We start from the raw sequence: 22,894 nt of genomic DNA, 5'->3' as shown, positions 1-22,894 counted from the left end.
AGGCAGGACTTCAGTGAAGTGTGCGATCACCACTTCTTCGATTTTCAACCCAACATAAAGAGGCCCCCAAAAACTTATTTGGGCCAGCCTCCATTTGAATCAAGCTTTTTCTATATTAAAAGTATCTAGGGAACAGGATGTTGTTTTCCAGGTGGACATGCATGAAAGTTTGCTCTTCCAGCATCTCGAGGCGGCGGTATACGAGACGGTATGTTCCGCATGCATCCAGTGGAGGGGTAAAGTCACCTGTTACCTCACGAAGCTGTTTCAAGATCGCCCCTGCATGGTCATGCTCCTGCTCTAGCTCCTTAATGTAATGGAGTGCTTGCTCCCGGTCTTCAATGGTGTCAGTGTCAAGCTGGTTAATGAGCGGGAAGACAGATGCTTCTTCTTTATCCACATGCTCAAGCATTTCCTTTTTCAATTCGTAAAAAAGTTCATTCATTTTAAGCAGTTCCGGGTGATTAGAACCGTGGACACGTGCTACTTTTGTAACATATGGGCTCAGAGTGGCAAATTCTTCGCGGAGCGGGTTATGGTATTGAACAATGATATGGTCAATAATTGTGTTTGAATCAGAATCGATCCAAACCTTCATGTCACTGGCGGCTCCGCTGCTTTTTTCGATTACTTCATTAAGGTTGGCCATCAGTGTCTCAAGGTTTACATTTCCTGAAGCCGCTGCTTCTGCTATTGGAGTGGCGCCTCCGCAGCAAAAATCGATTCGTACTTTCTTGAATACATCAGCCGTTTTTGGAAAATCATTCACGAGATCTCGGACAAGTGTCTGTTCAGAATATGTTTTTAACATTTGCAATATATCCTCCTTGTAAAAGGTAGTAATTCAGCTTATATATGTAAGATACAGCATAGGAAAATAGAAGTTGGTGACGCGCATCACACTATTAAATTAATTTTAGGAAATTAGTGATTTGGACATAAAATATTCACGATTTGCACGTTTGCCATAGGGGATTGTTTCAAGTACCCTTATAGTGGAGATAGGTAAATAAAGATATGGCTCAGGAGATGATTAGATGCTCGAAATGAGAAAGCCAATTTCGATTAGTGAAGCCGTTCAACGAATCATGTCAATCAAACAAACCGGCCAGGCCGAATTTATATCAATTAACGAAAGTTTTGGACGCTTTTTGGCAGAGAATCTAATTGCGACTAGTGATGTTCCACACTTTACACGCGCGCCATATGATGGCTTTGCGATTCGCGCCGAAGATTCACTTGAAGCAGGCTTGGAAAACCCAATTGAATTTGAGGTTATCGACCATATTGGAGCCGGCCAAACAACCTCTAAAGTACTGGGCAGAAGACAGGCTGTCAGAATTATGACAGGAGCGATGATGCCGGAAGGTGCAGATGCTGTCATGATGCTTGAGCTTGCCAAAACCTCTGAACGCGATGGAAAAAGCTACATGACAATAAAACGCAAAATTAAAAAAGGTGAAAATGTATCCTTCCAGGGCGAGGATGCGAAGGAAGGGGAAGTCCTTGTAAAGAAAGGGACGATCATTAATCCGGGAATTCAGGCAATGCTGGCAACTTTTGGCTATGGAGAAGTACCGGTTGCCAAGAAACCGGTTGTCGGGCTTTATGCGACGGGCACCGAGCTGCTCGAAGTCAATGATCCGCTTGTACCAGGTAAAATCCGGAATAGCAACTCCTATATGATTGCCGCACAAATTGAGCGTGCCGGAGCGAAAGTAAACTATCTCGGCAGCCTTCCCGATGATTTTGATACTTGTTTTGAAGCTGTCAAGGAAGCACTGGATCAAGTCGATATGCTTGTCACAACAGGGGGCGTTTCGGTAGGTGATTTTGATTATATGCCTGCCATCTACGAAAAACTTGGAGCTGAAATTTTGTTTAATAAAGTGGGAATGCGGCCTGGAAGCGTGACAACAGTAGCCCATCACAATGGAAAGCTGTTATTTGGCCTTTCAGGGAATCCATCTGCCTGTTATGTGGGGTTTGAGCTATTTGCAAGGCCTGTTATCCGGACAATGCTTTGCTCTGAAAAGCCGCATCTCCGTAAGGAACTTGCGGTACTAGATACCGATTTCGCGAAGGCAAATCCATTTACCAGGTTTGTCAGAAGTACAATCTCCTATCAAAAGGGGAAACTGTTCGCAACACCAAGCGGGCTGGATAAATCAAATATTGTTATGAGTCTTGCCGGGGCGAATTCACTTATGATTCTTCCAGGCGGAACAAGAGGATTTAAAGCGGGAACGGAAGTGGAAACCCTTTTGCTTGAAGACCAGGAAGGAAGCGAATGGCCATGGTAAGGCCATTCGTTTTTCAAATTGTCGGCTACCAGAACAGCGGCAAGACGACTCTGTCAGTGGGCTTAATTCAAATTCTTTCGAAAAAAGGCCTCAAGGTGGCAACCATCAAACATCATGGTCATGGAGGCAGGCCATCGGTTCCGGAAGGGAAAGATTCATCCAGGCATCTAGCTGCCGGAGCTGAAGCCTCCATTGTCGAAGGGGACGGAACTCTTTTATTGCAGGCGGTACAGGAAAGCTGGAAGCTGGAACAGCAGATTACACTTTTGGATACGCTTGGACCGGATATTATCCTGATAGAAGGCCATAAACGGGCGGGTTATCCGAAAATTGTCCTTGTCCGCAACAAGGAAGATGAAGAACTGCTAAGCCGCCTTGATGGAACTCTGGCTGTCCTTTATTGGGAAACTGCACCCGAAAAAATTCCTGGCGTACCGGCTTTCTGGATTAAGTCTGAAGAAGCAGTGGAACACATATCGGAAATTATACTTAAAGAGGCTGAAAGCCATGCCGATTTTTAATGACAATTTGTGCATACAAAAACAAAAGGGAAAAGCCTTTGTGTCTTTTTGTTGAGTTTACTGAGGAGCAACTTGCTCAAGGACATTTTCCTAATTTCACATGCCGTTTTGTTCTTGAAGGTGCCGCTCAAGGACATTTTCACATTTCCGCCAGACCGTTTTGTTCCCGAACTCCTTAGTTTCAAATTGAATCTGCTTCGTTACGAATTTCGCCATTTTAATTAACACTATCTGTGACGAACTTCACTTTTTCACTCATGTTGCTAGCCTATGATGGAGGTATGAAATAGCTAACAGGGGTGTTTAATATGAAATTATTTATGCCTAAACAGCACGGGGCGTGGGCGATGCTGATTGTACCTTTCTGGTTGGGAGTTGTGGCTTCCGGATTTGTCTGGGAGCATGTTCCATTCTTTCTTGGCTGGATATTCTTGTATTTAGCGACATACCCAATGCTCCTTCTTTTTAAGAAAAAGAAAATGGGTTTCCATATCAAGTGGACGGTAATTTATATAATCCCGGCGCTTTTGCTTTTATTGTTCCCTTTGTATGAACGTCCATCGATTGTCTATTTTGGCCTAATGATGCTTCCGTTTTTTGCAATTAACGGTTATTTTTCATCCAAAAATAAGGATCGGCATTTATTGAATGATTTTAGCGCAATCTTCGCTTTTTCATTTGCCGGACTGGCAAGCGCATATCTCCCCGAGGGAATAATAACCGCTGATGCTATGCTCATTTTCATACTTTCCGCTCTTTTCTTTATTGGAAGTACATTCTTCGTGAAAACAATGATTAGGGAAAAGAAAAACGTTCATTTTAAGTGGATTTCATGGGGATATCATGCTGCTGTACCAGCTGTTCTGGCGTTTCTTGGGCATTGGCTGCTCGCGTTAGCCTTCCTGCCAAGCCTGGGTCGGGCAATCGTGTTTTATGGAAAAAAGATGAGCCCAAGCCAAATCGGTATCGCAGAAATTGTAAACTCAGTGTTGTTCTTCATTTTTGTCACCATTCATCTTATATAAGCAAACGAGGAGAGGGCCGAAAACCTGCTCCTCTTTTTTTTAGCTTACCCTTACATTGTAGTGAGAATCAAACGCCTCTAAACACACCCAAATTAAAAATAGCCTGCCGGGTCAAATGCCGGCAGGCTTTGTCTTTAATCAATATTACAAATTTCCTTTGGACAGTTTTCGCAGTCAATTTCGCGTCTCAAGAAGGAAAGCTGATGAATTGTGATGATTCCTTTATCAATCGAGATGATTCCTTGTTTGCGAAGCTCGCTCAAAAGCCGGTTTACCACTTCCCGGGAAGTGCCACAAAAGTTTGCGACTTCCTGGTTTGTTAAGAGCAAGTCAATCATAATACCATTGCTTGTTCTGACTCCGTAGCTGTTGGCCATCCGAATCAATGTTGAATATAAAGCACCTTTTTTGCCGTGAAGAACCAGATCACGGAATTTGGTTTGCGTTTTTCTATATTGCTGGCTCATCCATTTCATAAATTCCAGCGCCAGCTCGTTGTCCTCGGCAAGCTTTGCTTCAAGTTGGTCCTTCATGATGACAGCCACTTCTCCGCTTTCTACTGCCTTTGCGCTTAAGAGGTTTCTTGGTGTAGCGCAAAAAATGTTCAGCTCGCCGATGAGGTCTCCTTCCGAACAAATCCTCAGAGTCAATTCCCTTCCATCCGGAATGATTTTGCCTATTTGAATTAATCCACTTAGAAGGACATATATCTCTTTTGAAGGCGAGCCTTCCTGGAAAAGGAAACTCCCTTTTTCAAACTTTTGGATATGATGAGTCTGTTTTAAAACCTCATTAAGTTTTACCGGTGCTCCTGCAAGAGAATGCACGATCGCCACCTACCTTTAAATGGATAGTTCTGCATATGTCAATAATAGTTATTACTATAATTATATTGCTTACAAAATAAAAAAACTATATGTCAAGGAGAAGGTTCATACAAATGACAAATATCACTATTGGCTGGGAATGTAAAAACTTTCCCTAAATGATGAGGAAATCGGCGGTCATACTAATGGTAGGCAGTAAAGAAGTTAGACAAGGAGGAATTCCATGGGGCAAAATCGTCAATTCAAGCCTGGCCAAAAGGCACCTAATAATGGTACGTATATTGAAATAGGCGATACCGGGAGCGGAGTGATCAACCCGCAAAAAATTCATCTGAAGAAGGGGCAGCCATTCCCTGAAGCATCAAACCATGAAAGGCTATGGACCTATACAGATAAACGGGGTCACTAAATTAGTAAGCAAAAAGCCATCACTGCGGATGGCTTTTTCCTTTGCCCCATACTATATACCACAGAAAAATCTTTCCCTCACCGGAGTTGGTTACGGTTGAACAAATTTCATTCCGGGTAAGAGGAATGGGAATAGGTGAAAAATAAATGGCCATCCTTCTTTGGATGGCCATTCTGGCTTAATGGTTCTGGTGTTCAACCGGATCGTTTGGGAGCAAAACAGGAGCGATTGAAATAATTGCAGCGGTAATCACTCCAACTACTGCAGCATTTTTGAAATCAAAAGCAGCGCCAATCATCGATGTTACAACATAGCTTAACATTTCAACCAACAAAATTACCCAGAAAAATGTCCAGAAATATTTCATATTGTCACCTCAACCCGTCATAATCTCTTTTCATCTTATCATACTGTCCAAAAAGAAGAAAACCAAAATATGAGAACGTATACACTTTTGGGATAAGTCCCTATCTCATTCCTTGCACGGCTACATACACTAGTTAGTGGAAAAAGGCAAAAGGAGTTTTACGTATGGAAAACCGTCATTTTCAACTGGAAAACGAATGGAGTGCAATTTATTATCCTGAGAAGCCGACCGGATTCGGGGTAATGGTATTTGGGGATGAAAGGCATTTTGTGAATGGTAAAACAAGCTTTTGGAAGCAAAATACCGGAAAGCGCCAAATTCTCTCCGCTTTGAAGGGAGCCGGCTATACGCTGTTTACTTCCAATTTCCATGGGAAGCATTGGGGTTCCACGAAAGCTGTCCTGCTTGCCTCAACGCTTTATAGCTATGTTATGAAAAATGAAATCCTCAATGGAAAGATTCATATCCTGGCAGAAGGAATGGGAGCATTGGCTGCCTTGAAGTTCGCAAAGGAAATGGAAGGGCAAATCAGGTCAATTGTATTAATTAACCCAATTCTTTCTTTAAAGTTGCATTTAGAACAGGAAAAGGAGCATAAGTTCTTTTATAAAAAGGTCCTGTTTGAGATAGCAAAAGCTTATGAGGTCGACAGTAAGGAGGCAACGCGGCAAATCGAGGCCGAACCCCCGCCAGACATGGCGGTTGGCGCACCAATCCGAATATTTTATATTCTGTCTGGGGGAAGAGCGTATAAACAGTCACGCACTTGCAAAGATCTTCTTGAGGCTGCACGGGGCGAAGCACAAATAACCGAAACCTTTATGCTTCCTGAAAAAGTGACTCAGATAGGCGGAGAAATAGCCAAATTTATGTCAAGGTATGAAAAGGTTTTATAAAAGGCAGCTTCAAGTAAAGGTAAAAAGGTAAAGGCAGAAGGATCAGTGAAATCTTCAAGGAGGAGCTGTGATGGAAAAGGCAGTAATTGTTGGGGCATTTGGTTTTTTTGGATTTCATCTCTGTAAAAAAATGCTGGAGAAAGGTTATGAGGTCGCAGGTGTTGCATACGGGAAGGAATCCGCCTCCTTTCAGGATGAAATGGAAGATCTAATTGGCAGGAATGGGAACTTTCAAAAGACGTTCAATGAGGTCCCAGGTGGTGGAAGCCAATCAGAAGTTCTTATTCTGTCTCTTTATGATTGGATTTATTGTGAGGATGAGAGCGATGTAATAGAGTTGCTTAGAAAGACGATTTCCCCAAACAACCAAAGGAAAACTGTGCTGGCCGTACCAATTGAACTGGCACTCAATTCAGAAAAGGCCGCTATGATTGTTGACCTCATTCAGCAAGAGCAAAAAAACACCCTTACTATTTACCTCCCCACCCTTTTTGGCCCTTACCAGCCAGAACGATATGCATTTCAAAAGGCCATTTCCGGGTTTCGTGACCATGACCCTTCTGAGGAATATATAGAAGATGCACTATATTGCGAGGACGCTGCTGAAAAAGCTATCGAACTAATTGAACAGGGGCGGAAAAGGGATGTTTTATTAAAGAGCAGCTCTGGGGCCAACTGGCAGGCGTGTGCTGAAATACTGGGAATACCCACCCCAATCCGGAATCAAAGCCGGTTTAAACCGGTTGCCGGACTGGAAATAGTGGAAGTGCCTGCTTCGATAACAAATGAGGAGGGCCTTGATTTGCAAAAGCGCGTTTCAATGGGGGCAATGAGTGGCTCTTGGTTTTTGCCATAGACATAAAGTTTGCGTTTTCCTCTAGGCACTTCATTTGTTTATTAACTAGGTTAAGTAAAATCGCAACCGGTATTCACTGCAACTCTATTCACATTATCCAAAAGACGCCTGACCCAACAGCATGATTGGGCCAGACGTCTTTATTTTTTCAAGAATTGCTGAATATGTGGATAAATCTTTGAAATAACAGGCTTCAATTTCTCTGCTGAATTGGCAAGGCCTTCAATTACATCCAGCAAGAGTGCATAATCAATTGATTCTTTGCCTTGACCGCTCCCAAATAGTTCAAAAAGTGGATTCTCGTTCTTTTGGGGCTGTACCGGCCTCCTGCCTGTTCCAAACATCATCCTTGAAAAGCGGTCTTCGTGTGCAGCAGAACCTTCACTTTCTTTTGGTTCGTTTTGTTCCAAATATTCATCCGCCATAATGGCCCTCCTTATCAAATTTATCTCTTACTTTAAAGTATGTAAGGGTAAGTTAAATGCAAGGACAAATGCGGAGATGGTTTTGAAATCGCTATTGCCAATATCCAGTTTGATTGTTAAAATTAGTACCAAGTCATAATAATTGATAATAAAAAAATAATCTTTTAAATAAGGAGTTGGCCGCCATGCGAGCTGGCATAATTGGGATAGGAAAATATGTACCGGAAAAAGTCATAACAAATTTTGATCTTGAAAAAAGAATGGATACATCTGATGAGTGGATTCGTACCCGGACTGGAATTGAGGAAAGGCGAATGGCAGATGAATCGATGGACACATCGGACATGGGGTATGAAGCCGCTGTTTGTGCGCTAAAAGATGCAGGCGTTGCTGCCGATGAAATCGATATGATTCTTGTCGCAACCGTTACACCTGACAGGCCGTTCCCGTCGGTGGCATGCATGCTCCAGGAAAAGCTTGGGGCAACAAAAGCTGCTGCGATGGATGTCAGTGCTGCATGTGCAGGATTCATGTACGGTATCATTACCGGAAAGCAGTTTATTGAAACTGGCGTTTATAAGAACATCCTAGTAGTAGGGGTTGAAAAACTTTCTAAAATCACGAATTGGGAAGACCGTAATACGGCAGTCCTATTTGGAGATGGAGCAGGTGCTGTTGTTCTTGGGCCAGCTTCAGGGGACAGGGGAATCCTGTCGTTTGAACTGGGAGCAGACGGCACAGGCGGGAAGCATCTTTATCAGGAAGAACACATCATCATGAATGGCCGGGAAGTGTTTAAATTCGCGGTCCGCCAAATGGGTGAGAGCAGCTTGAATGTCGTGAAAAAAGCGGGATTGACGAAGGAAGATGTTGATTATCTTGTTCCCCATCAGGCTAATATCCGGATCATCGAAGCAGCCCGGCAGCGCCTGGAATTGCCTGTTGAAAAAGTCTCGTATACAATCAATAAGTATGGAAATACTTCGGCCGCATCAATTCCGATTTCAATTGTCGATGATATCGCCGCAGGGAAGATTAAGGACGATGACATTGTTGTAATGGTCGGTTTCGGCGGCGGGCTTACTTGGGGAGCCATTGCGATGAAATGGGGCAAATAGAGCAACAAGGCTTTCGTGGAGAATGTGGTTGTTTGAATTTGAGTAAATGTCCACCAACTAGGTTTTCCGGTTGTCCAATACAGCAAGGAACTGAAGCTAAAATCAGAAACGTATTGAAATAATAAGGGCTGTCCCCTTTTAAAGAAAAAACACTGTAAAGGAGTTGTCTCTAATAAATGGCAAATCGTAGGGTAGTTGTAACAGGTGTTGGCGCTGTAACGCCACTAGGCAATGATGCTGAAACAACCTGGAAAAATATCATTGCCGGAAAATCCGGTGTCGGTCCCCTTACAAGGGTAAACGCTGATGAGTATCCGGCAAAGGTAGCTGCGCAAATTAATGATTTTAATCCCGAAAGCTATATGGAGAAGAGGGAAGCAAGGAAAATGGACCGCTTCACCCAATATGCTATTGCAGCCTCCAAAATGGCTGTGGAAGATTCAGGCCTCGCAATTGTTGACGAAAATGCCGATCGGGTCGGTGTCTGGATTGGCTCAGGAATTGGCGGTATGGAGACGTTCGAAAATCAATTCGAAGTTTTTCAAAACCGGGGATACAAAAGGGTAAGCCCATTTTTTGTACCGATGATGATTCCGGATATGGCAGCCGGCCAGGTGTCGATTATGCTTGGCGCAAAAGGCTTTAATTCGTGTACGGTTACCGCATGTGCCACTGGAACAAATTCGATTGGAGATGCTTTTAAAGTAATTCAGCGTGGTGACGCGGATGCTATGATCACGGGTGGAACTGAAGCGCCAATTACGAGAATGGCAGTAGCGGGCTTCTGTGCAAACACAGCCTTGTCAACGAATCCGGACCCGGCAACTGCAAGCAGGCCGTTTGATAAAAACCGTGATGGCTTTGTTATGGGAGAAGGTGCCGGTATCCTTGTCTTAGAGGAGCTGGAGCATGCCAAAGCAAGGGGAGCAAAAATATATGCCGAAATCGTCGGCTATGGAGCCACTGGGGATGCCTATCATATCACAGCGCCGGCACCAGGCGGAGAAGGCGGCGTCAGGGCTATGAAAATGGCCATTGAGGACGCGGGCTTGAACCCTGAAGATATTGACTACATCAATGCCCACGGTACAAGTACCGAATATAACGACAAGTACGAAACACTTGCAATCAAAGAAGTGTTTGGAGAACATGCGTACAATCTGGCAATCAGTTCAACAAAGTCGATGACAGGACATTTGCTCGGAGCTGCCGGCGGGGTCGAGGCTATCTTCACTGTACTTGCAATGAGGGATTCAATCCTTCCGCCAACTATAAACTATGAAACACCAGACCCGGAATGTGACCTTGACTACGTTCCGAATCAATCGAGGCAAAAGGAAATTAAGGCAGCCATCAGCAATTCATTAGGATTCGGCGGCCATAATGCAACACTCACTTTCAAGAAATACGAGTAAACAGGCGGGGTGGCTGTCAGCCTACGAAAGCTCTGCTGAAATTTTTAAAATAAAATTTTTAAAATAATGATAAGATTGATTAACAAAAAGAAGGGCATTCGGCCTTAAGCCGGACTGCCCTTCTTTTTTTTTGAATTATTTATTCTTTTTCTTAGCTATCTTTGTGAATTAAAGCAATTTGGTTATAAAAAGGAAGGCGTGAAGCCTTATAAGAAATCCTTATGGCCCTTAATTATGCTAACGAATAATTTCTTTTATGTTATGTATTTTCGTTGAAGATTCCCTATGTAAAGCTATTTTGATATGAGCTGGATAAATAACCAGATCCTCAATCTTAAATTATCCTGTCGAGGGTCAGTGCCATAAACCGAACATACAATGTAAAGAAATCAAAAAGCGGGGTGTGGATAGTGGGCGTAATCAATACGGATGAATGGCTAAAGAAAGATGGAAATAACCTTAATGAGATTTGCAGGAAACTCCAAAGCTATTATCCTGAAAAGGACCATGCAAAAATCCAAAGGGAACTTGCCCATTTTGGCATGTATAGGACTTATCCCGGAGTTAAAGAAGATATTGACAGACTTACAGACAGAAAAGAAATATGGGAATGGGCACAGGAGTTTTTGGAAATCTATATGAAAAAGTGGGAGGGGCCTGAAATCCCATTGTTTATTTTTCCAGTCGCCAATAAGAAACATCTTTTCAGGAAGGAAACCATGAGGAAATCAGGCGTTGCCTATAAGGATAAGCTATTTCTATTTCTGCCCAACGATATTGAAAAAAAAGAACTGAAAGCCATTTTCGTGCATGAGTACCACCATGTCTGCCGTATGAACTTTTCAGAAGGGAAAATTGAGGAGAATACACTAATGGATTCAATGGTGATGGAAGGACTGGCAGAACATGCGGTTTTGGCTGAATGCGGTGAGGGATATCTAGCTGAATGGAGCAAAAAATACCCGGATTGGAAAACAGAGCAGATGTGGAAGGAATTTTTCCAACATAATCTCAATCTTAAAAAAAAGGACAGGTCACATGACAGGCTCCTTTTTGGAGGAGGAAGAATTCCAGCCCTCGCCGGTTACTCTGTTGGGTTCTGGCTAGTCAAAAATTATTATCACAAACGTAAATTTGATGTAAAGAACTCATTCAAAATTAAAAAAATTTCTTTTTTTCCATAATATTTTCCCAACAAAAAGGGCAGAAACCCTGAGCAAACATAGTTGGAAACGGTTACCAGCCCCATTGTTAGTAAATGCAAAAAAGTCTTGCAATTGTAACAATTTTGTAATAGTATTTATTTAAATATAACGAATTGACAGAATAATTTAAAAGTAAGAAGGTGTCGTATTGAACACAAAAATTTCCCAACAAGGCGGAACACCATTACTGCAAGTGAAGAATTTGGAAACAGCCTTTGATATTGACGGTACATACTATAATGCGGTTGACAATGTATCATTTACGGTCAAGCCCCGCCAGATTGTTGGTGTCGTAGGAGAATCAGGCTGCGGGAAGTCCGTCATGAGCCTCTCCATCATGCAGCTCCTCCCTAAGGGAATCGGAAAGATTAAAGCCGGAGAAATCATTTTTGATGGCACCAATATAGCAGAGCTGAATGAAAATGAAGTAAATAAGATTCGTGGAAAAGATATATCAATGATTTTCCAGGAACCAATGACATCCCTTAATCCGGTCTTTACAATTGGATACCAAATACAGGAAGTCCTGTTTAACCATCAAAAAATCAGTAAAAAAGAAGCGCGGCTAAAGTCGATCGCACTGTTAGAGAGCGTAGGGATTTCCCGCCCAGAGAAGCTTGTTGACGAATATCCGCATCAGCTATCGGGCGGTATGAGGCAGCGTGTCATGATTGCAATGGCCATTGCCTGCCAGCCGAAGCTTCTGATAGCCGATGAGCCTACTACAGCGCTTGATGTTACAGTTCAGGCACAAATTCTTGAACTCCTTAAGGAAATCCAGGAAGTCAATGATATGTCTGTCATCCTGATCACTCATGATCTTGGCGTTGTTGCTGAAATGTGCGACGAAGTCCTCGTCATGTATGCAGGGAGAATTGTTGAACGTACAGATGTAGAAACACTTTTCTATAATCCAAAGCATCCATATACGACACTCCTTCTCGGCGCTATTCCGAAGATGGAGGAAGAAACTGAACGTTTAAGTTCGATTCAGGGAATCGTTCCTTCGCTTACCAACATGAAGAAGACCGGCTGCAGGTTTGCAAACCGCTGCCCTATGGCGATGCCGGAGTGCCATACGGTCACTCCGAAGCTTGCCGATACCGGCGGCGGACATGAGGTTGCCTGCCTGCTCTTCGAAACATCCAGACCAAAGGAAGGAGTGGCCAGCCGATGAGCGGTACATTGACAGCAGAAGCAAACAAGGGACAGGCTGTACCCAGCGGAGATAACTTGCTTGAAGTAAAGAATCTCAAAACCTATTATCCTGTCAAAGGCGGATTTTTTAGACGGACTGTTGGCAACGTTAAGGCTGTCGACGATATCTCCTTTGAAATAAAAAAAGGTGAGACCCTCGGCCTTGTTGGTGAATCCGGCTGCGGGAAATCGACAGCGGGCCGGACAATACTGAGGCTGCTGAAGCCGACTGATGGGAAAATCCTGTTTGACGGCAAGGATATTACAAACCTGAGCGGAAAGACGCTCCGCGATATCCGCAAAGACCTGCAGATGGTCTTCCAGGATCCATATGCATCTCTTAACCCGATGCAAATGGTCGGCGATATTATCGCTGAGCCAATCTATAATTATATGAAAAAGCCAAAGGAAGAGCTGAAAAAGGAAGTAATGGAATTGCTTCTAAAGGTAGGCCTTCCAGAGGATGCATATTACAAGTATGCCCATGAATTTTCAGGCGGGCAAAGGCAAAGGATCGGCATCGCCCGGGCACTTGCCCTCCGCCCAAAACTGATTATTGCCGATGAGCCGGTCTCCGCACTGGACGTATCGGTCCAATCACAGGTGCTGAACCTGCTGAAAGACCTGCAGGAAGAATTTGACCTTACTTTTCTGTTCATTGCCCACGATTTAAGTGTCGTAAAGCATATGAGCGACCGGATCGGGGTTATGTATCTGGGCAACATGGTTGAAATGGCGGAAAAGGACAGCTTGTATGCCGAACCGCTTCACCCATATACCCAAGCATTGATATCCGCCATCCCTTCTCCGGATCCAAGAAAGAAAAAGGAACGAATCATTTTGAAAGGCGATGTGCCAAGCCCATTGAATCCTCCAACGGGATGCCCGTTCCATCCGCGCTGCCCAATGGCAATGGAGCAATGTTCCGTAACAAAACCGGAATTAAAGGAGGTGAAGCCATCGCACCGAGTGGCTTGCCACCTATACTAGAAATAGAATCACGCAAGCACTTGTTTTGCGGCAGCACTGCCGATGAGCTTTACCCAATTTAATCAAACCCGGCTTATGCCGAGTTTTGAACGCGCCCACCTTACATATCCCGGGCGTTTGCAGTACCAAATACTTAACTGGGGGAAAAGAAATGAAGAAGAATTGGTTATGGCTGTCTGCGCTGGTCCTTGTATTATCAATGTTCCTAGCGGCATGCAGCGGAGGAGAAAAAGCTGGCACTAACGAAAAGCCTAAGGGCGGAGATGATGGAAAAAAGACTGAAGAGAATAAGCCGCAAGATGGCGGTACCCTTACTTACTCTCTTGACTCTTCACCAGAAGGAAAGTTTAATATCAACTTCTATGGCACTGCAACTGACGCGTATGTAATTGATTTCTTCGATGAAAACTTGATTGATTTTGATGAAAACCTGAAGCCACAGGAGCACATCGCTTCATGGGAAACAACTGACAACAAAGTCTACAAGTTCAAAATCAAAGAAGGCGTAAAATGGCATAACGGTGAGGAACTGAAAATCCAGGACTGGGAATTTGCAATCAAAGTTCTTGCTGACAAAGATTATGAAGGCCCACGTTATGTGAACGTCCAAACTGTAGTAGGTGTTCCTGAATACAAAGATGGCAAAGCTGACTCCATTTCCGGTATCAAAATCCTAAACGATTACGAAATGGAAGTTACATTTGACAAAGCCCGTGTAAACAACCTTGAAAACTTCTGGACATACGCAATGTCCCGTAAAGAATTCGAAGGCGTAGCTGTAAAAGACATGATGGCTTCCGAGCAGGTTCGTACTAAGCCAGTCGGCCTTGGACCATTCAAGGTAACAAAAGTTGTTCCAGGTGAATCCGTCGAACTTGAGCGCTTTGATGAATATTTCCTTGGCAAGCCTCATATCGAAAAGGTAGTTATGAAGGTTATCGATCCTTCCCTTACTGTTGGGGAACTTCAAAACGGTACACTTGATATGACTTCGTTCCACCCAAGCATCATCGATCAAGTTTCTGCACTTGATACTGTTAATGTTGTTAAATATCCAGGCCTATCTTACTACTATGTTGGTTTCAAACTTGGTAACTGGGATGGCAAGAAAAACGTAATGGACGAGCCAAAGTATGCAGACAAGGCACTTCGCCAGGCTATGTACCATGCAATCAACCGCGAAGAGTGGGTTAAAGCATTCTTCTATGGCGTAGGCAAGCCGGTTAACCGTCCAATCCCTTCAAGCCACTGGATTGCTGCTGACAACAAGGACCTTGAACAATTCGAGTATGATCCAGAGAAAGCAAAACAAATCCTTGAAGATGCAGGCTGGAAAGATAAAGACGGAGATGGATTCCGTGAAGATCCACAAGGTAAGAAATTCGAAGTGAACTTCGCACACTATGCTACTCAGAACCCAACGTTCGAAGCCCGTGCAAAAGCATTGACTCAATATTGGGAAGAAATCGGATTGAAGTCTAAACTTACTATGACTGATGCAGGCCTGTACTACGACATGCTTGAAAAGTCCGACAAGAAAATGGAAGTATTCTTCGGCGGCTGGTCTACTGGTGCAGATCCAGATCCATCAGGTCTTTGGAAATCTGACGCACTTTGGAACTACCCGCGCTGGGTAAGCGAGAAGAGCGATCAGCTTCTTGACCAGGCTCTTGATGTATCTGTTGTAGGCACAGACCAGGAGAAACGTAAATCACTTTATGTTGAATGGCAAAAACATTTCATGGATGAGCTGCCAGCTCTTCCAATCGCTGAACTTGAAGAAATTGTTGCTCTAAACAAGCGTGTCCAAGGCGTTGAGTACGACGTTTCAGGCTCTAACCGTCCGCACGAATGGTGGCTTAAGCAATAATAAAAGTTGATTCATCAGTGGGGCATCTGCCTCACTGATGGTTTGGAAAACCGCTGTAAGCCGCAGCGGGAACCAATTAAAGTACCGAACCTGAATAAAGAAGGGCAGCTGGCTTCCACCCAAGCCTAAGGGCAGTGGTGGGAGCCACTATGTCCTTTAAGCAGGTATTAAACGCGGCTAAAGGCGCAGCAAAGGTAAGGAGAATTCATATGTTGAAATATTCGCTCCGAAGACTGTTGGGCATGCTCCCAATGTTACTCCTTATCTCCATTGTTGTATTCACACTTGCAAAATTAATGCCAGGTGATGGCCTCAGTGGAGAAATTGACCCTAACAACACGGATCCGCAATATATTGAAGAAATGCGGCAGAAACTGGGCTATTATGACCCGCTTCCAGTTCAATATTTTAACTGGATTTCAGACTTTGTCCAGGGCGACTTCGGCCAATCGACTCGTTTTAAGGTACCGGTTGCGGATGTCATCATGGAGAAAGTGCCAAATACCCTGATGCTTGGGGGTACGGCAATTCTAATTACGTATATTCTTGCTTTTATAATGGGGACATTTTCCGGAAGAAAACCGTACACCCTTGGGGATAACCTGATAGCAGGTGCTAATTACCTCGGTCTATCGATACCTTCATTTATTGCTGGTGTATTCGCGATTTATATTTTTTCTTTTTGGCTGAACTGGTTTCCATCCAACGGATCTGTCGATATTACAATTCAGGATGGCACCTTGGATTACTATCTAAGTAAGCTTCACCATGTTCTTCTTCCTGCAGTTGTCCTAGGCTTGCTAAGCACAGCCAGCTATACCCAGTTCCTGCGCAATGACATTATTGAAAACAGCCGCAAGGATTATGTAAGAACAGCCAGGGCAAAAGGAACACCGGAAAAGAAGATATACAATGTACATATTCTCCGGAACTCCATTATCCCTTTGATAACCTTTCTTGGTTTTGATATTGTCGCAATCATCAGTGGAGCTATTATTACAGAAACGATCTTTACCTATCCCGGTATCGGCCAGCTGTTCCTTCAGTCAGTAAGGACGAGTGATTATCCGGTCATGATGGCGCTTACTATGCTATTTTCATTCTTGACGTTGATTGGCAACCTAGTAGCGGACATCCTGTATGGTGTAGTCGATCCGAGAATCAGACTGGATTAGGGGGAACGAAAAATGGAAATTGCAACACATAAAGATTCAGAAGTAAACGTGGCGCCCCCTAAGAGAAGCTTGTCTCCAATGGCGCTTGCCCGTAAGAAATTCTTAAAGAATAAGCTTGCAATGAGCAGCCTTATATTCCTAATTATTGTGTCAATTGTATCGTTTTTGGCGCCATATATTACAACTATCGATATAACCAGGATTAACATTGGTGAAATGTCCTTGAAACCATCTGCCGACCACTGGCTTGGGACAGATAAAAGCGGCAGGGATGTTTTCACAAGGCTGCTATACGGCGGCCGGATCTCCTTGATGGTTGGGATTTCGTGTACGGTCTTTGTTGTCTTCCTGGGAACATTGGTTGGTTCAATTGCAGGTTACTTCGGCGGAACAGTTGACAACCTTTTGATGAGGTTTACGGACTTCATCCTGAACTTCCCGTTCCTGGTATTCGTCATAGTCCTGAACACAATCCTTTTTGGAATTGTTTCTGGTGTATGGGTCTTGATTGGTACCATCAGCCTCTTGAGCTGGGGAGGAGTAGCCAGGATTGTCCGCAGTAAAATTCTCTCTGAAAAGGAAAATGAATATATCATTGCGGCAGTCTCAATAGGTTGTTCACCGTATAAAGTCATCACAAAGCATCTATTACCGAATGTCATGTCGACAATAATTGTACAGGCCACAATCCTTTTCGCAAGCATGATTGTCGCAGAAACAGGGCTTAGCTATCTGGGATTCGGGGTACCTCAGGAAACTCCTAGCTGGGGCAACATGTTATCAAGTGCGAACGAGCCGGATGTGCTTTCAGCAAAGCCATGGATTTGGGTTCCGCCCGCTTTGGTCATTACAATGACCATCTTATCCATCAACTTTATTGGAGAGGGTTTGAAAGATGCATTCAACCCTAAATCGAGAAGATAAAATCTACCATGCCAACATGGTAGATTTTTTTGCTTTCTAGGAATGCATACAGCCATGCTTTCTAAAGGAATGAGTATAACGATGGCATTCGCCTGTAATACTGGCGAGTGCCTTTTTTTATTCCAAAAAAGAATGGCATCATATTCTGGCGAACCCGGCATAATTCATAACCTGAAAGCAAGCTGCATATAGATTAACCAGGAGGGCCAAGCAGGTTTTAGCTTTAAAAAGGGGACAAGCTATGGTAATCAGGGGATTGTTTTTGCTGATTGGATTTGGAATTGCTGTTTCTGGAGGAATAAGCGTAATTGCCTATTTAAATTTGCTTGCTGCCGGCTATACCTACGAAGAATACTTAAGCTTCATCATGTATAGGCCGGAATGCTATTTGCTTCCTATAGGAATCTCGATTATAACAATAAGTATTTTTTGGCCATCCGATTAGTTTAGACATTTCATTTTTAAAAAATAAAACTATATAGGTTTTTCTAAAAAGATACCTAATTTATTGGAGCGGACATCCTGAAGTCTCGTTCGAAATTTCAAAAATCGCATTTTCTCCTGTGAATGTACATTAACTAATAGTTCGTTCTATATAGACTGTTCTTTTATAAATTTGGGGTTTGAAAAAATATCCTATGAAAAACCAGGCCAAATGAATGGAATGGGAGGAATAATTTAACTTGAGACTGCCTATACTGATTGACAAATGGATTCTTGAAGTGAGGGGTCGATCTATGCTATATCTTCATGATGTCTGGGTAAATTGGTTTGAAGGCGAAGAAAATGGCTATAATGTCTGCCATTTTCATGAATGGAGAAAAGATGATGGAGTTGAATTGCTAGACCAGGTTCCTCTGCTTAAAATAGAGCCTGTCCTTTTTAACTATATTGAAAATGACTTGGCTCCACTCCCTCAACAGCTTCTCGATGATGTATTCCAGAAAGCCTACTTAAGGAAAAACCACGAGCGCGTCCAACTCGAATATTGCTTTATTGTCACGGATGGTAACGAAATTCTTGTAGTTGATACGATAGGATATAATATACCTGTCAGAAAAAGCCGATTAATTCCTAGGCAAGAACAGCTTGTTTATGAAATGGTTGAAAACCACGATTGTGTCCGCTATTCCTTTAAGGAGTTCCAAGGCAGTAAAGAATTCCATATTCTTTCTCCAGAACCTGAATTAATGACAGGCCTTACACGGAAAGAACGGCAATTAAAACAATTATTGTTCATGGCACTTGACCAGCTTCAATCATCAGGAAATGATGCGGAAGTCCGCTATTGGTTTACAGAATGGTCTCCTGAACGATATGAAGCCATTCAACGGCTGACATTTGATGAAGCGTGGCGGCAGCTTTTTGCAAATGTAAAACTCGGCTGGAGTGAGAAGCATGAGCAATTCTGTGAAAATTTGATTAAAGGGCAGCCGTTTTTTGAAAAACTCTGGGAAATGGAAACAGGGCCAAAAGTGAACTGACAGTTAGATTTGGTATTTTTGGATAACTCTTTATCGAGATTGTCCGCGTCTAAGCACCACAAGGAAAGCTTCGACAGCATAATCATTGCACAAAGAAAAAACAAAGCTTTTTAGAGGAGCGCCTACGTGTGCACAAACTTTAGGTCTCCTCCCTACGATAAGTCATGGACGAAGAGAAGGTGCATTATGCCTGTCACGGAGGCGCTTACGCTTTTGTTCCTTGAAAGCGGTTCCGTTTCTTCTATATAATAGTAGATAGTTTGAGTTCCGAAATGTATCAGTCTAAAAAGGCATTTCCCTTCGTACAAAGGGGAATGCCTTTTTTGCTGCTATACTTTTCTAAAACCAGATAGGTTAACGCCTTTTCCTGCCAAGACCCATGGCGTTTTCCATTTTTTTAAGCATTTTAGATGCTGTACGGTTCGCTTTTTCCGCGCCGCGGTCAAGAATTTCGTCGAGCTCTGTCGATTGCATAAGCTCATGATATCTGTCCTGGATTGGTTTGAGTGCTTGAATAACCACTTCAGCCAAATCAGCTTTAAATTCTCCATAGCCTTGTCCTTCATAGGCTTTTTCAATCTCAGCAATCGACTTTTCGCCAAGGATGGAATAGATAGTCAACAAGTTAGAAACACCAGGTTTGTTGTCTTTGTCAAAACGGACTTTTCCTTCTGAGTCTGTTACAGCACTCTTAATTTTCTTCTCAATAAGCTTCGGTTCATCCAATATAGAAATAAACGATTTTGTATTAGGATCAGATTTGCTCATTTTTTTCGTCGGATCTTGAAGAGACATGATTCTTGCGCCAACCTCAGGTATCCTCACGTCCGGAATAGTAAATATTTCGTTATACTTATTATTAAACCGTTCAGCAAGGTCACGTGTTAGCTCAAGATGCTGTTTTTGGTCTTCCCCAACAGGAACAAGGTCGGCGCTATAAAGAAGGATATCTGCAACCATTAGCGGAGGATATGTCAGAAGTCCTGCCGATACGGCTTCTTTGCCCGCTGACTTATCTTTGAATTGAGTCATTCTTTCAAGCTCTCCTATATAGGAAATGCATTGCATCATCCATCCTGCCTGGGCATGGGCCGGAACCTCGGATTGAATAAACAAAGTTGCACGTTCAGGGTCAAGGCCGACTGCAAGGTAGAGAGCGGCAAGGCTCCTAATATTTTTGCGCAGCTCAAGACGGTCCTGAGGGACAGTTATTGCATGTTGATCAACTATGCAAAAATAACAATTGTATTCTTCTTGAAGTTCCACGAATTGTTTTAAGGCTCCGATATAGTTTCCAAGAGTAATCGTGCCGCTCGGCTGAATGCCGGAAAATATGGTTTTCATAAGAAAATGCCTCCTTTTTTTGTTACTAAAATAAAAAAAAGACCATTCGTCCCCTATGGATAGGGACGAATGGTCCGTGGTGCCACCCTAATTGCTTGTTCAAGCCTCTTAATCCCCATGCGAAATGGGGTGCCAATGTAACGCTTGGCATACGCCGGGACATACTGCAGTTCCTTCCCGGGGCTCAAAAGCCCATTCCTGTACACCGGCTGTTTGTTTTCACCAACCACAAACTCTCTGGAAACGCGATCGAACAGTACTATTCTTTATCATAGCCATTACTATTTAATTAACTAGTTATATTTCAAAGGTACGTTTAAAAGATATCTAAAATCTAATTTTCCGTAGTTATAAAATACACGAAAAAACCTGTAAAATCAAGCTTTGTAAAAACATCTAGACGATATGTCCAATAATTACCTGCATGACTGAGGATGTAGATTTTGACTGCTTTTTTGATAATATAGCCAAAGTTATTTTGGAATAATATATTTTCTCGATAAATTGGTACTTGCATTAAATATTTAAACTATTTATAATAAACCTAACAAACGATAACTTTACGAAATTGTCACATTTATTACATTTGTACGTTAATATCGGAAGTAGAGAAAAAGAGCCTATTTCTGAATTTTGGGGACTAGAAACCTGCAAAACTATGAAATTGCTTTTTTTTATTGATTTTTTAATAGTCAGCATATTCTTTTTAAAGAAAATTGTCGGACTATTTAATCAATACATCTGGAGCGTACAAATGTATTCCTAATGGTGGACATTCTTGTGTTATCTGTTTGCGGAAAATATAAAAATAGGGGGTAAGACCGTGAAGAAAAGATTTTCTATCTTTTTTAGCTTGCTTCTTGTTATGAGCATGTTCCTAACTGCATGTGCAGGCAGCGGCAACAATGCTAGCAACGAGAAAGACGAGAAGAAAGAACAGTTATTCCGTGTAAACATCAACTCCGAGCCATATTCCCTCCATCCAGGGCTGGCTAGTGACGCAACTTCTGGCGGCGTATTGCTTCAGGCTTTCGAAGGTTTGACACGTATTGATAAAGACGGTAAGCCACAACCAGCAATGGCAGAAGATATCAAGACTTCCGATGACCTGACTACTTATACATTTAAACTTCGCGATGCAAAGTGGTCAAATGGGGATCCTGTTAAGGCATCAGACTTTGTTTATGCCTGGAAATGGGCTCTTGACCCTAAAAACGAGTCAACATACGCTTACCAGCTTTACTACGTGAAAGGTGCACAGGCTATCAACCTTGAAGGTGCAAGCCCTGACACTCTTGGCGTAAAAGCTCTCGATGAAAAGACTCTTGAAGTCACTCTGGAAAACCCAACTCCATACTTCCTGGAGCTGACTGCGTTCTATACGTATTTCCCTGTAAACGAAAAAGTTGCAACTGCAAATCCTGACTGGCATACAGAAGCTGGTGAAGATTATGTTTCCAACGGTCCTTTCAAGTTGACTGCATGGGATCACCAAAACGAAATCAATCTTGAAAAGAACAAGGACTACTGGGATGCCAAAAGTGTTAAGCTTGATAAAATCCAAATGGTTATGATCAACGACCCTAACACCGAACTTTCCATGTTTGAAAATGGCGAGCTTGACTGGGCCGGATCTCCTTTCGGAAGCCTTCCAACTGACCGTATGGCAGAAATGAAGGATAGGGACGACTACCACAACCAGGCAATTGCCGGTACTTACTGGTACAAGTTCCAAACTGAAAAGCCACCATTGAACAACAAGAATATTCGTAAGGCACTTGCTTACGCAATCAACCGTAAGGCTATCGTAGAAAACATTACACAAGGCGGCCAGATGCCTGCAATGGCAATCGTTCCTCCATCCATGATCGAGGAAAACGAAAAAGGCTACTTTGCTGATAACGATGTAGCAAAGGCAAAGGAATTCCTTGCACAAGGCTTGAAAGAACTAGGTTATAAGGATGTAAGTGAACTTCCTGCCATCACTCTTTCTTACAATACTTCCGAAGCTCACCAAAAGATTGCACAGGCAATCCAGGATATGTGGGTGAAGGAGCTTGGCGTAGAAGTAACTCTTGACAACGCTGAGTGGCAAGTTTATATTGACAAGCTAAACAAAGGTGACTACATGGTTGGCCGTATGGGCTGGCTTGGTGACTTTAACGACCCAATCAACTTCCTTGAGCTATACCGTGATAAATTGGGCGGCAACAACAACACATTCTGGGAAAATGCTGAATTCAAGCAACTGTTGAACGATTCTCAAAAAGAGAGCGATTCAGCTAAGCGTATGCAAATGCTGAAAGATGCAGAAGCAATCTTCATGGATGAAATGCCTGTTGCACCTATCTACTTCTACACAAACTCCTGGCTGCAAAGCGAGAACGTTAAGGGTGTTGTAGTATCCGGTCTTGGCGATGTTCAGCTGAAGTGGGCTTATATCGAGTAAAAAAACGTAAATAGAAATACTAACACGGTAGGTATATGGGGCTGCTCCCCATATACCTTCCTTTCTGAATGAGAGCTTATTAAACAAAAATTCT

General features: G+C 42.9%; 22 protein-coding genes and 1 other annotated feature. Of the genes, 17 read left to right on the top strand and 5 right to left on the bottom strand.

What is annotated here, in order from left to right; all coding sequences use genetic code 11:
- Positions 1–115: 115 nt before the first annotated feature.
- Positions 116–811, bottom strand: a complete 696-nt coding sequence (gene ric, locus A8F94_RS17605) for an iron-sulfur cluster repair di-iron protein (RefSeq protein WP_066203273.1) — start codon at positions 809–811, stop codon at positions 116–118.
- Between the two features lie 226 nt (positions 812–1,037).
- Here ric and A8F94_RS17600 point away from each other — a divergent pair, with 226 nt between their 5' ends.
- The 3 genes from A8F94_RS17600 (at position 1,038) to A8F94_RS17590 (ending at position 3,849) form a co-directional block, all read left to right on the top strand.
- Entirely contained in the window at positions 1,038–2,303 is a 1,266-nt protein-coding gene (locus A8F94_RS17600) for a molybdopterin molybdotransferase MoeA (RefSeq protein ID WP_066203269.1), read from the top strand.
- Complete coding sequence (gene mobB, locus A8F94_RS17595; RefSeq protein ID WP_066203264.1) at positions 2,291–2,824, top strand: molybdopterin-guanine dinucleotide biosynthesis protein B; 534 nt, start codon at positions 2,291–2,293, stop codon at positions 2,822–2,824. The genes A8F94_RS17600 and mobB overlap by 13 nt, the downstream gene beginning before the upstream one ends.
- A 308-nt stretch (positions 2,825–3,132) precedes the next feature.
- Entirely contained in the window at positions 3,133–3,849 is a 717-nt protein-coding gene (locus tag A8F94_RS17590; protein WP_066203261.1) for a YwiC-like family protein, read from the top strand.
- A 134-nt stretch (positions 3,850–3,983) separates the two neighbouring features.
- Here the strand turns inward: A8F94_RS17590 and A8F94_RS17585 are convergent, their stop codons facing one another.
- A complete protein-coding gene (locus tag A8F94_RS17585) occupies positions 3,984–4,676 on the bottom strand; it encodes a Crp/Fnr family transcriptional regulator (protein WP_066203258.1) in 693 nt (230 codons plus the stop codon).
- A 223-nt stretch (positions 4,677–4,899) separates the two neighbouring features.
- Between A8F94_RS17585 and A8F94_RS17580 the strand changes: the two genes are divergently transcribed.
- On the top strand, positions 4,900–5,085 hold the full coding sequence (locus A8F94_RS17580) for a YjzC family protein (protein ID WP_066203254.1): 186 nt from the start codon (positions 4,900–4,902) through the stop codon (positions 5,083–5,085).
- A gap of 178 nt (positions 5,086–5,263) precedes the next feature.
- Here A8F94_RS17580 and A8F94_RS17575 read toward each other — a convergent pair whose 3' ends face one another.
- Entirely contained in the window at positions 5,264–5,452 is a 189-nt protein-coding gene (locus tag A8F94_RS17575) for a YjzD family protein (protein ID WP_066203252.1), read from the bottom strand.
- A gap of 164 nt (positions 5,453–5,616) precedes the next feature.
- Between A8F94_RS17575 and A8F94_RS17570 the strand changes: the two genes are divergently transcribed.
- Together A8F94_RS17570 and A8F94_RS17565 are read left to right on the top strand one after the other, a co-directional pair.
- Entirely contained in the window at positions 5,617–6,348 is a 732-nt protein-coding gene (locus A8F94_RS17570) for a hydrolase (RefSeq protein ID WP_066203249.1), read from the top strand.
- A gap of 70 nt (positions 6,349–6,418) precedes the next feature.
- The gene (locus A8F94_RS17565; RefSeq protein WP_066203246.1) at positions 6,419–7,204 is read left to right on the top strand and encodes a hypothetical protein; all 786 of its coding nucleotides are present in this window, start codon (positions 6,419–6,421) and stop codon (positions 7,202–7,204) included.
- Positions 7,205–7,344: 140 nt separating this feature from the next.
- Here A8F94_RS17565 and A8F94_RS17560 read toward each other — a convergent pair whose 3' ends face one another.
- Positions 7,345–7,629: a hypothetical protein gene (locus A8F94_RS17560; protein ID WP_066203244.1), complete on the bottom strand. Its 285-nt coding sequence runs from the start codon at positions 7,627–7,629 to the stop codon at positions 7,345–7,347.
- A gap of 185 nt (positions 7,630–7,814) precedes the next feature.
- Here A8F94_RS17560 and A8F94_RS17555 point away from each other — a divergent pair, with 185 nt between their 5' ends.
- The 10 genes from A8F94_RS17555 to A8F94_RS17510 all read left to right on the top strand — a co-directional run bounded on the left by A8F94_RS17555 (position 7,815) and on the right by A8F94_RS17510 (position 19,007).
- Entirely contained in the window at positions 7,815–8,747 is a 933-nt protein-coding gene (locus A8F94_RS17555; RefSeq protein WP_066203242.1) for a beta-ketoacyl-ACP synthase III, read from the top strand.
- Between the two features lie 176 nt (positions 8,748–8,923).
- Positions 8,924–10,162: a beta-ketoacyl-ACP synthase II gene (gene fabF, locus A8F94_RS17550; RefSeq protein WP_066203239.1), complete on the top strand. Its 1,239-nt coding sequence runs from the start codon at positions 8,924–8,926 to the stop codon at positions 10,160–10,162.
- 410 nt (positions 10,163–10,572) lie between these two features.
- Positions 10,573–11,346, top strand: a complete 774-nt coding sequence (locus tag A8F94_RS17545; protein WP_066203237.1) for a DUF2268 domain-containing protein — start codon at positions 10,573–10,575, stop codon at positions 11,344–11,346.
- A 181-nt stretch (positions 11,347–11,527) separates the two neighbouring features.
- A complete protein-coding gene (locus A8F94_RS17540; RefSeq protein WP_441294206.1) occupies positions 11,528–12,544 on the top strand; it encodes an ABC transporter ATP-binding protein in 1,017 nt (338 codons plus the stop codon).
- Positions 12,541–13,554, top strand: coding sequence for an ABC transporter ATP-binding protein (locus A8F94_RS17535; RefSeq protein ID WP_066203232.1), 1,014 nt, complete (start codon positions 12,541–12,543; stop codon positions 13,552–13,554). The genes A8F94_RS17540 and A8F94_RS17535 overlap by 4 nt, the downstream gene beginning before the upstream one ends.
- A 151-nt stretch (positions 13,555–13,705) precedes the next feature.
- The gene (gene opp4A / locus A8F94_RS17530) at positions 13,706–15,424 is read left to right on the top strand and encodes an oligopeptide ABC transporter substrate-binding protein (protein ID WP_066203229.1); all 1,719 of its coding nucleotides are present in this window, start codon (positions 13,706–13,708) and stop codon (positions 15,422–15,424) included.
- Between the two features lie 209 nt (positions 15,425–15,633).
- Positions 15,634–16,599 carry an oligopeptide ABC transporter permease gene (opp4B, locus tag A8F94_RS17525; RefSeq protein ID WP_066204045.1) on the top strand — a complete coding sequence of 322 codons (966 nt, stop codon included), beginning with the start codon at positions 15,634–15,636 and terminating at the stop codon, positions 16,597–16,599.
- A gap of 12 nt (positions 16,600–16,611) precedes the next feature.
- A complete protein-coding gene (opp4C, locus tag A8F94_RS17520) occupies positions 16,612–17,523 on the top strand; it encodes an oligopeptide ABC transporter permease (protein WP_066203225.1) in 912 nt (303 codons plus the stop codon).
- Positions 17,524–17,764: 241 nt separating this feature from the next.
- Positions 17,765–17,968 (top strand): hypothetical protein, encoded by a 204-nt coding sequence (locus tag A8F94_RS17515; protein WP_175384458.1) that lies wholly within the window; start codon positions 17,765–17,767, stop codon positions 17,966–17,968.
- A 292-nt stretch (positions 17,969–18,260) separates the two neighbouring features.
- Entirely contained in the window at positions 18,261–19,007 is a 747-nt protein-coding gene (locus A8F94_RS17510) for a YjbA family protein (RefSeq protein WP_066203222.1), read from the top strand.
- A gap of 354 nt (positions 19,008–19,361) precedes the next feature.
- Here A8F94_RS17510 and trpS read toward each other — a convergent pair whose 3' ends face one another.
- On the bottom strand, positions 19,362–20,351 hold the full coding sequence (trpS, locus tag A8F94_RS17505) for a tryptophan--tRNA ligase (protein WP_066203218.1): 990 nt from the start codon (positions 20,349–20,351) through the stop codon (positions 19,362–19,364).
- A 58-nt stretch (positions 20,352–20,409) separates the two neighbouring features.
- Positions 20,410–20,633, bottom strand: a binding site (T-box leader).
- Positions 20,634–21,174: 541 nt separating this feature from the next.
- Here trpS and A8F94_RS17500 point away from each other — a divergent pair.
- A complete protein-coding gene (locus A8F94_RS17500; RefSeq protein ID WP_066203215.1) occupies positions 21,175–22,800 on the top strand; it encodes a peptide ABC transporter substrate-binding protein in 1,626 nt (541 codons plus the stop codon).
- Positions 22,801–22,894 lie beyond the last annotated feature (94 nt).

This window comes from Bacillus sp. FJAT-27225, assembly GCF_001685025.1.
GTDB lineage: Bacteria > Bacillota > Bacilli > Bacillales > Cytobacillaceae > Bacillus_D.
This window is presented reverse-complemented; position numbering and strand designations above follow the sequence as displayed.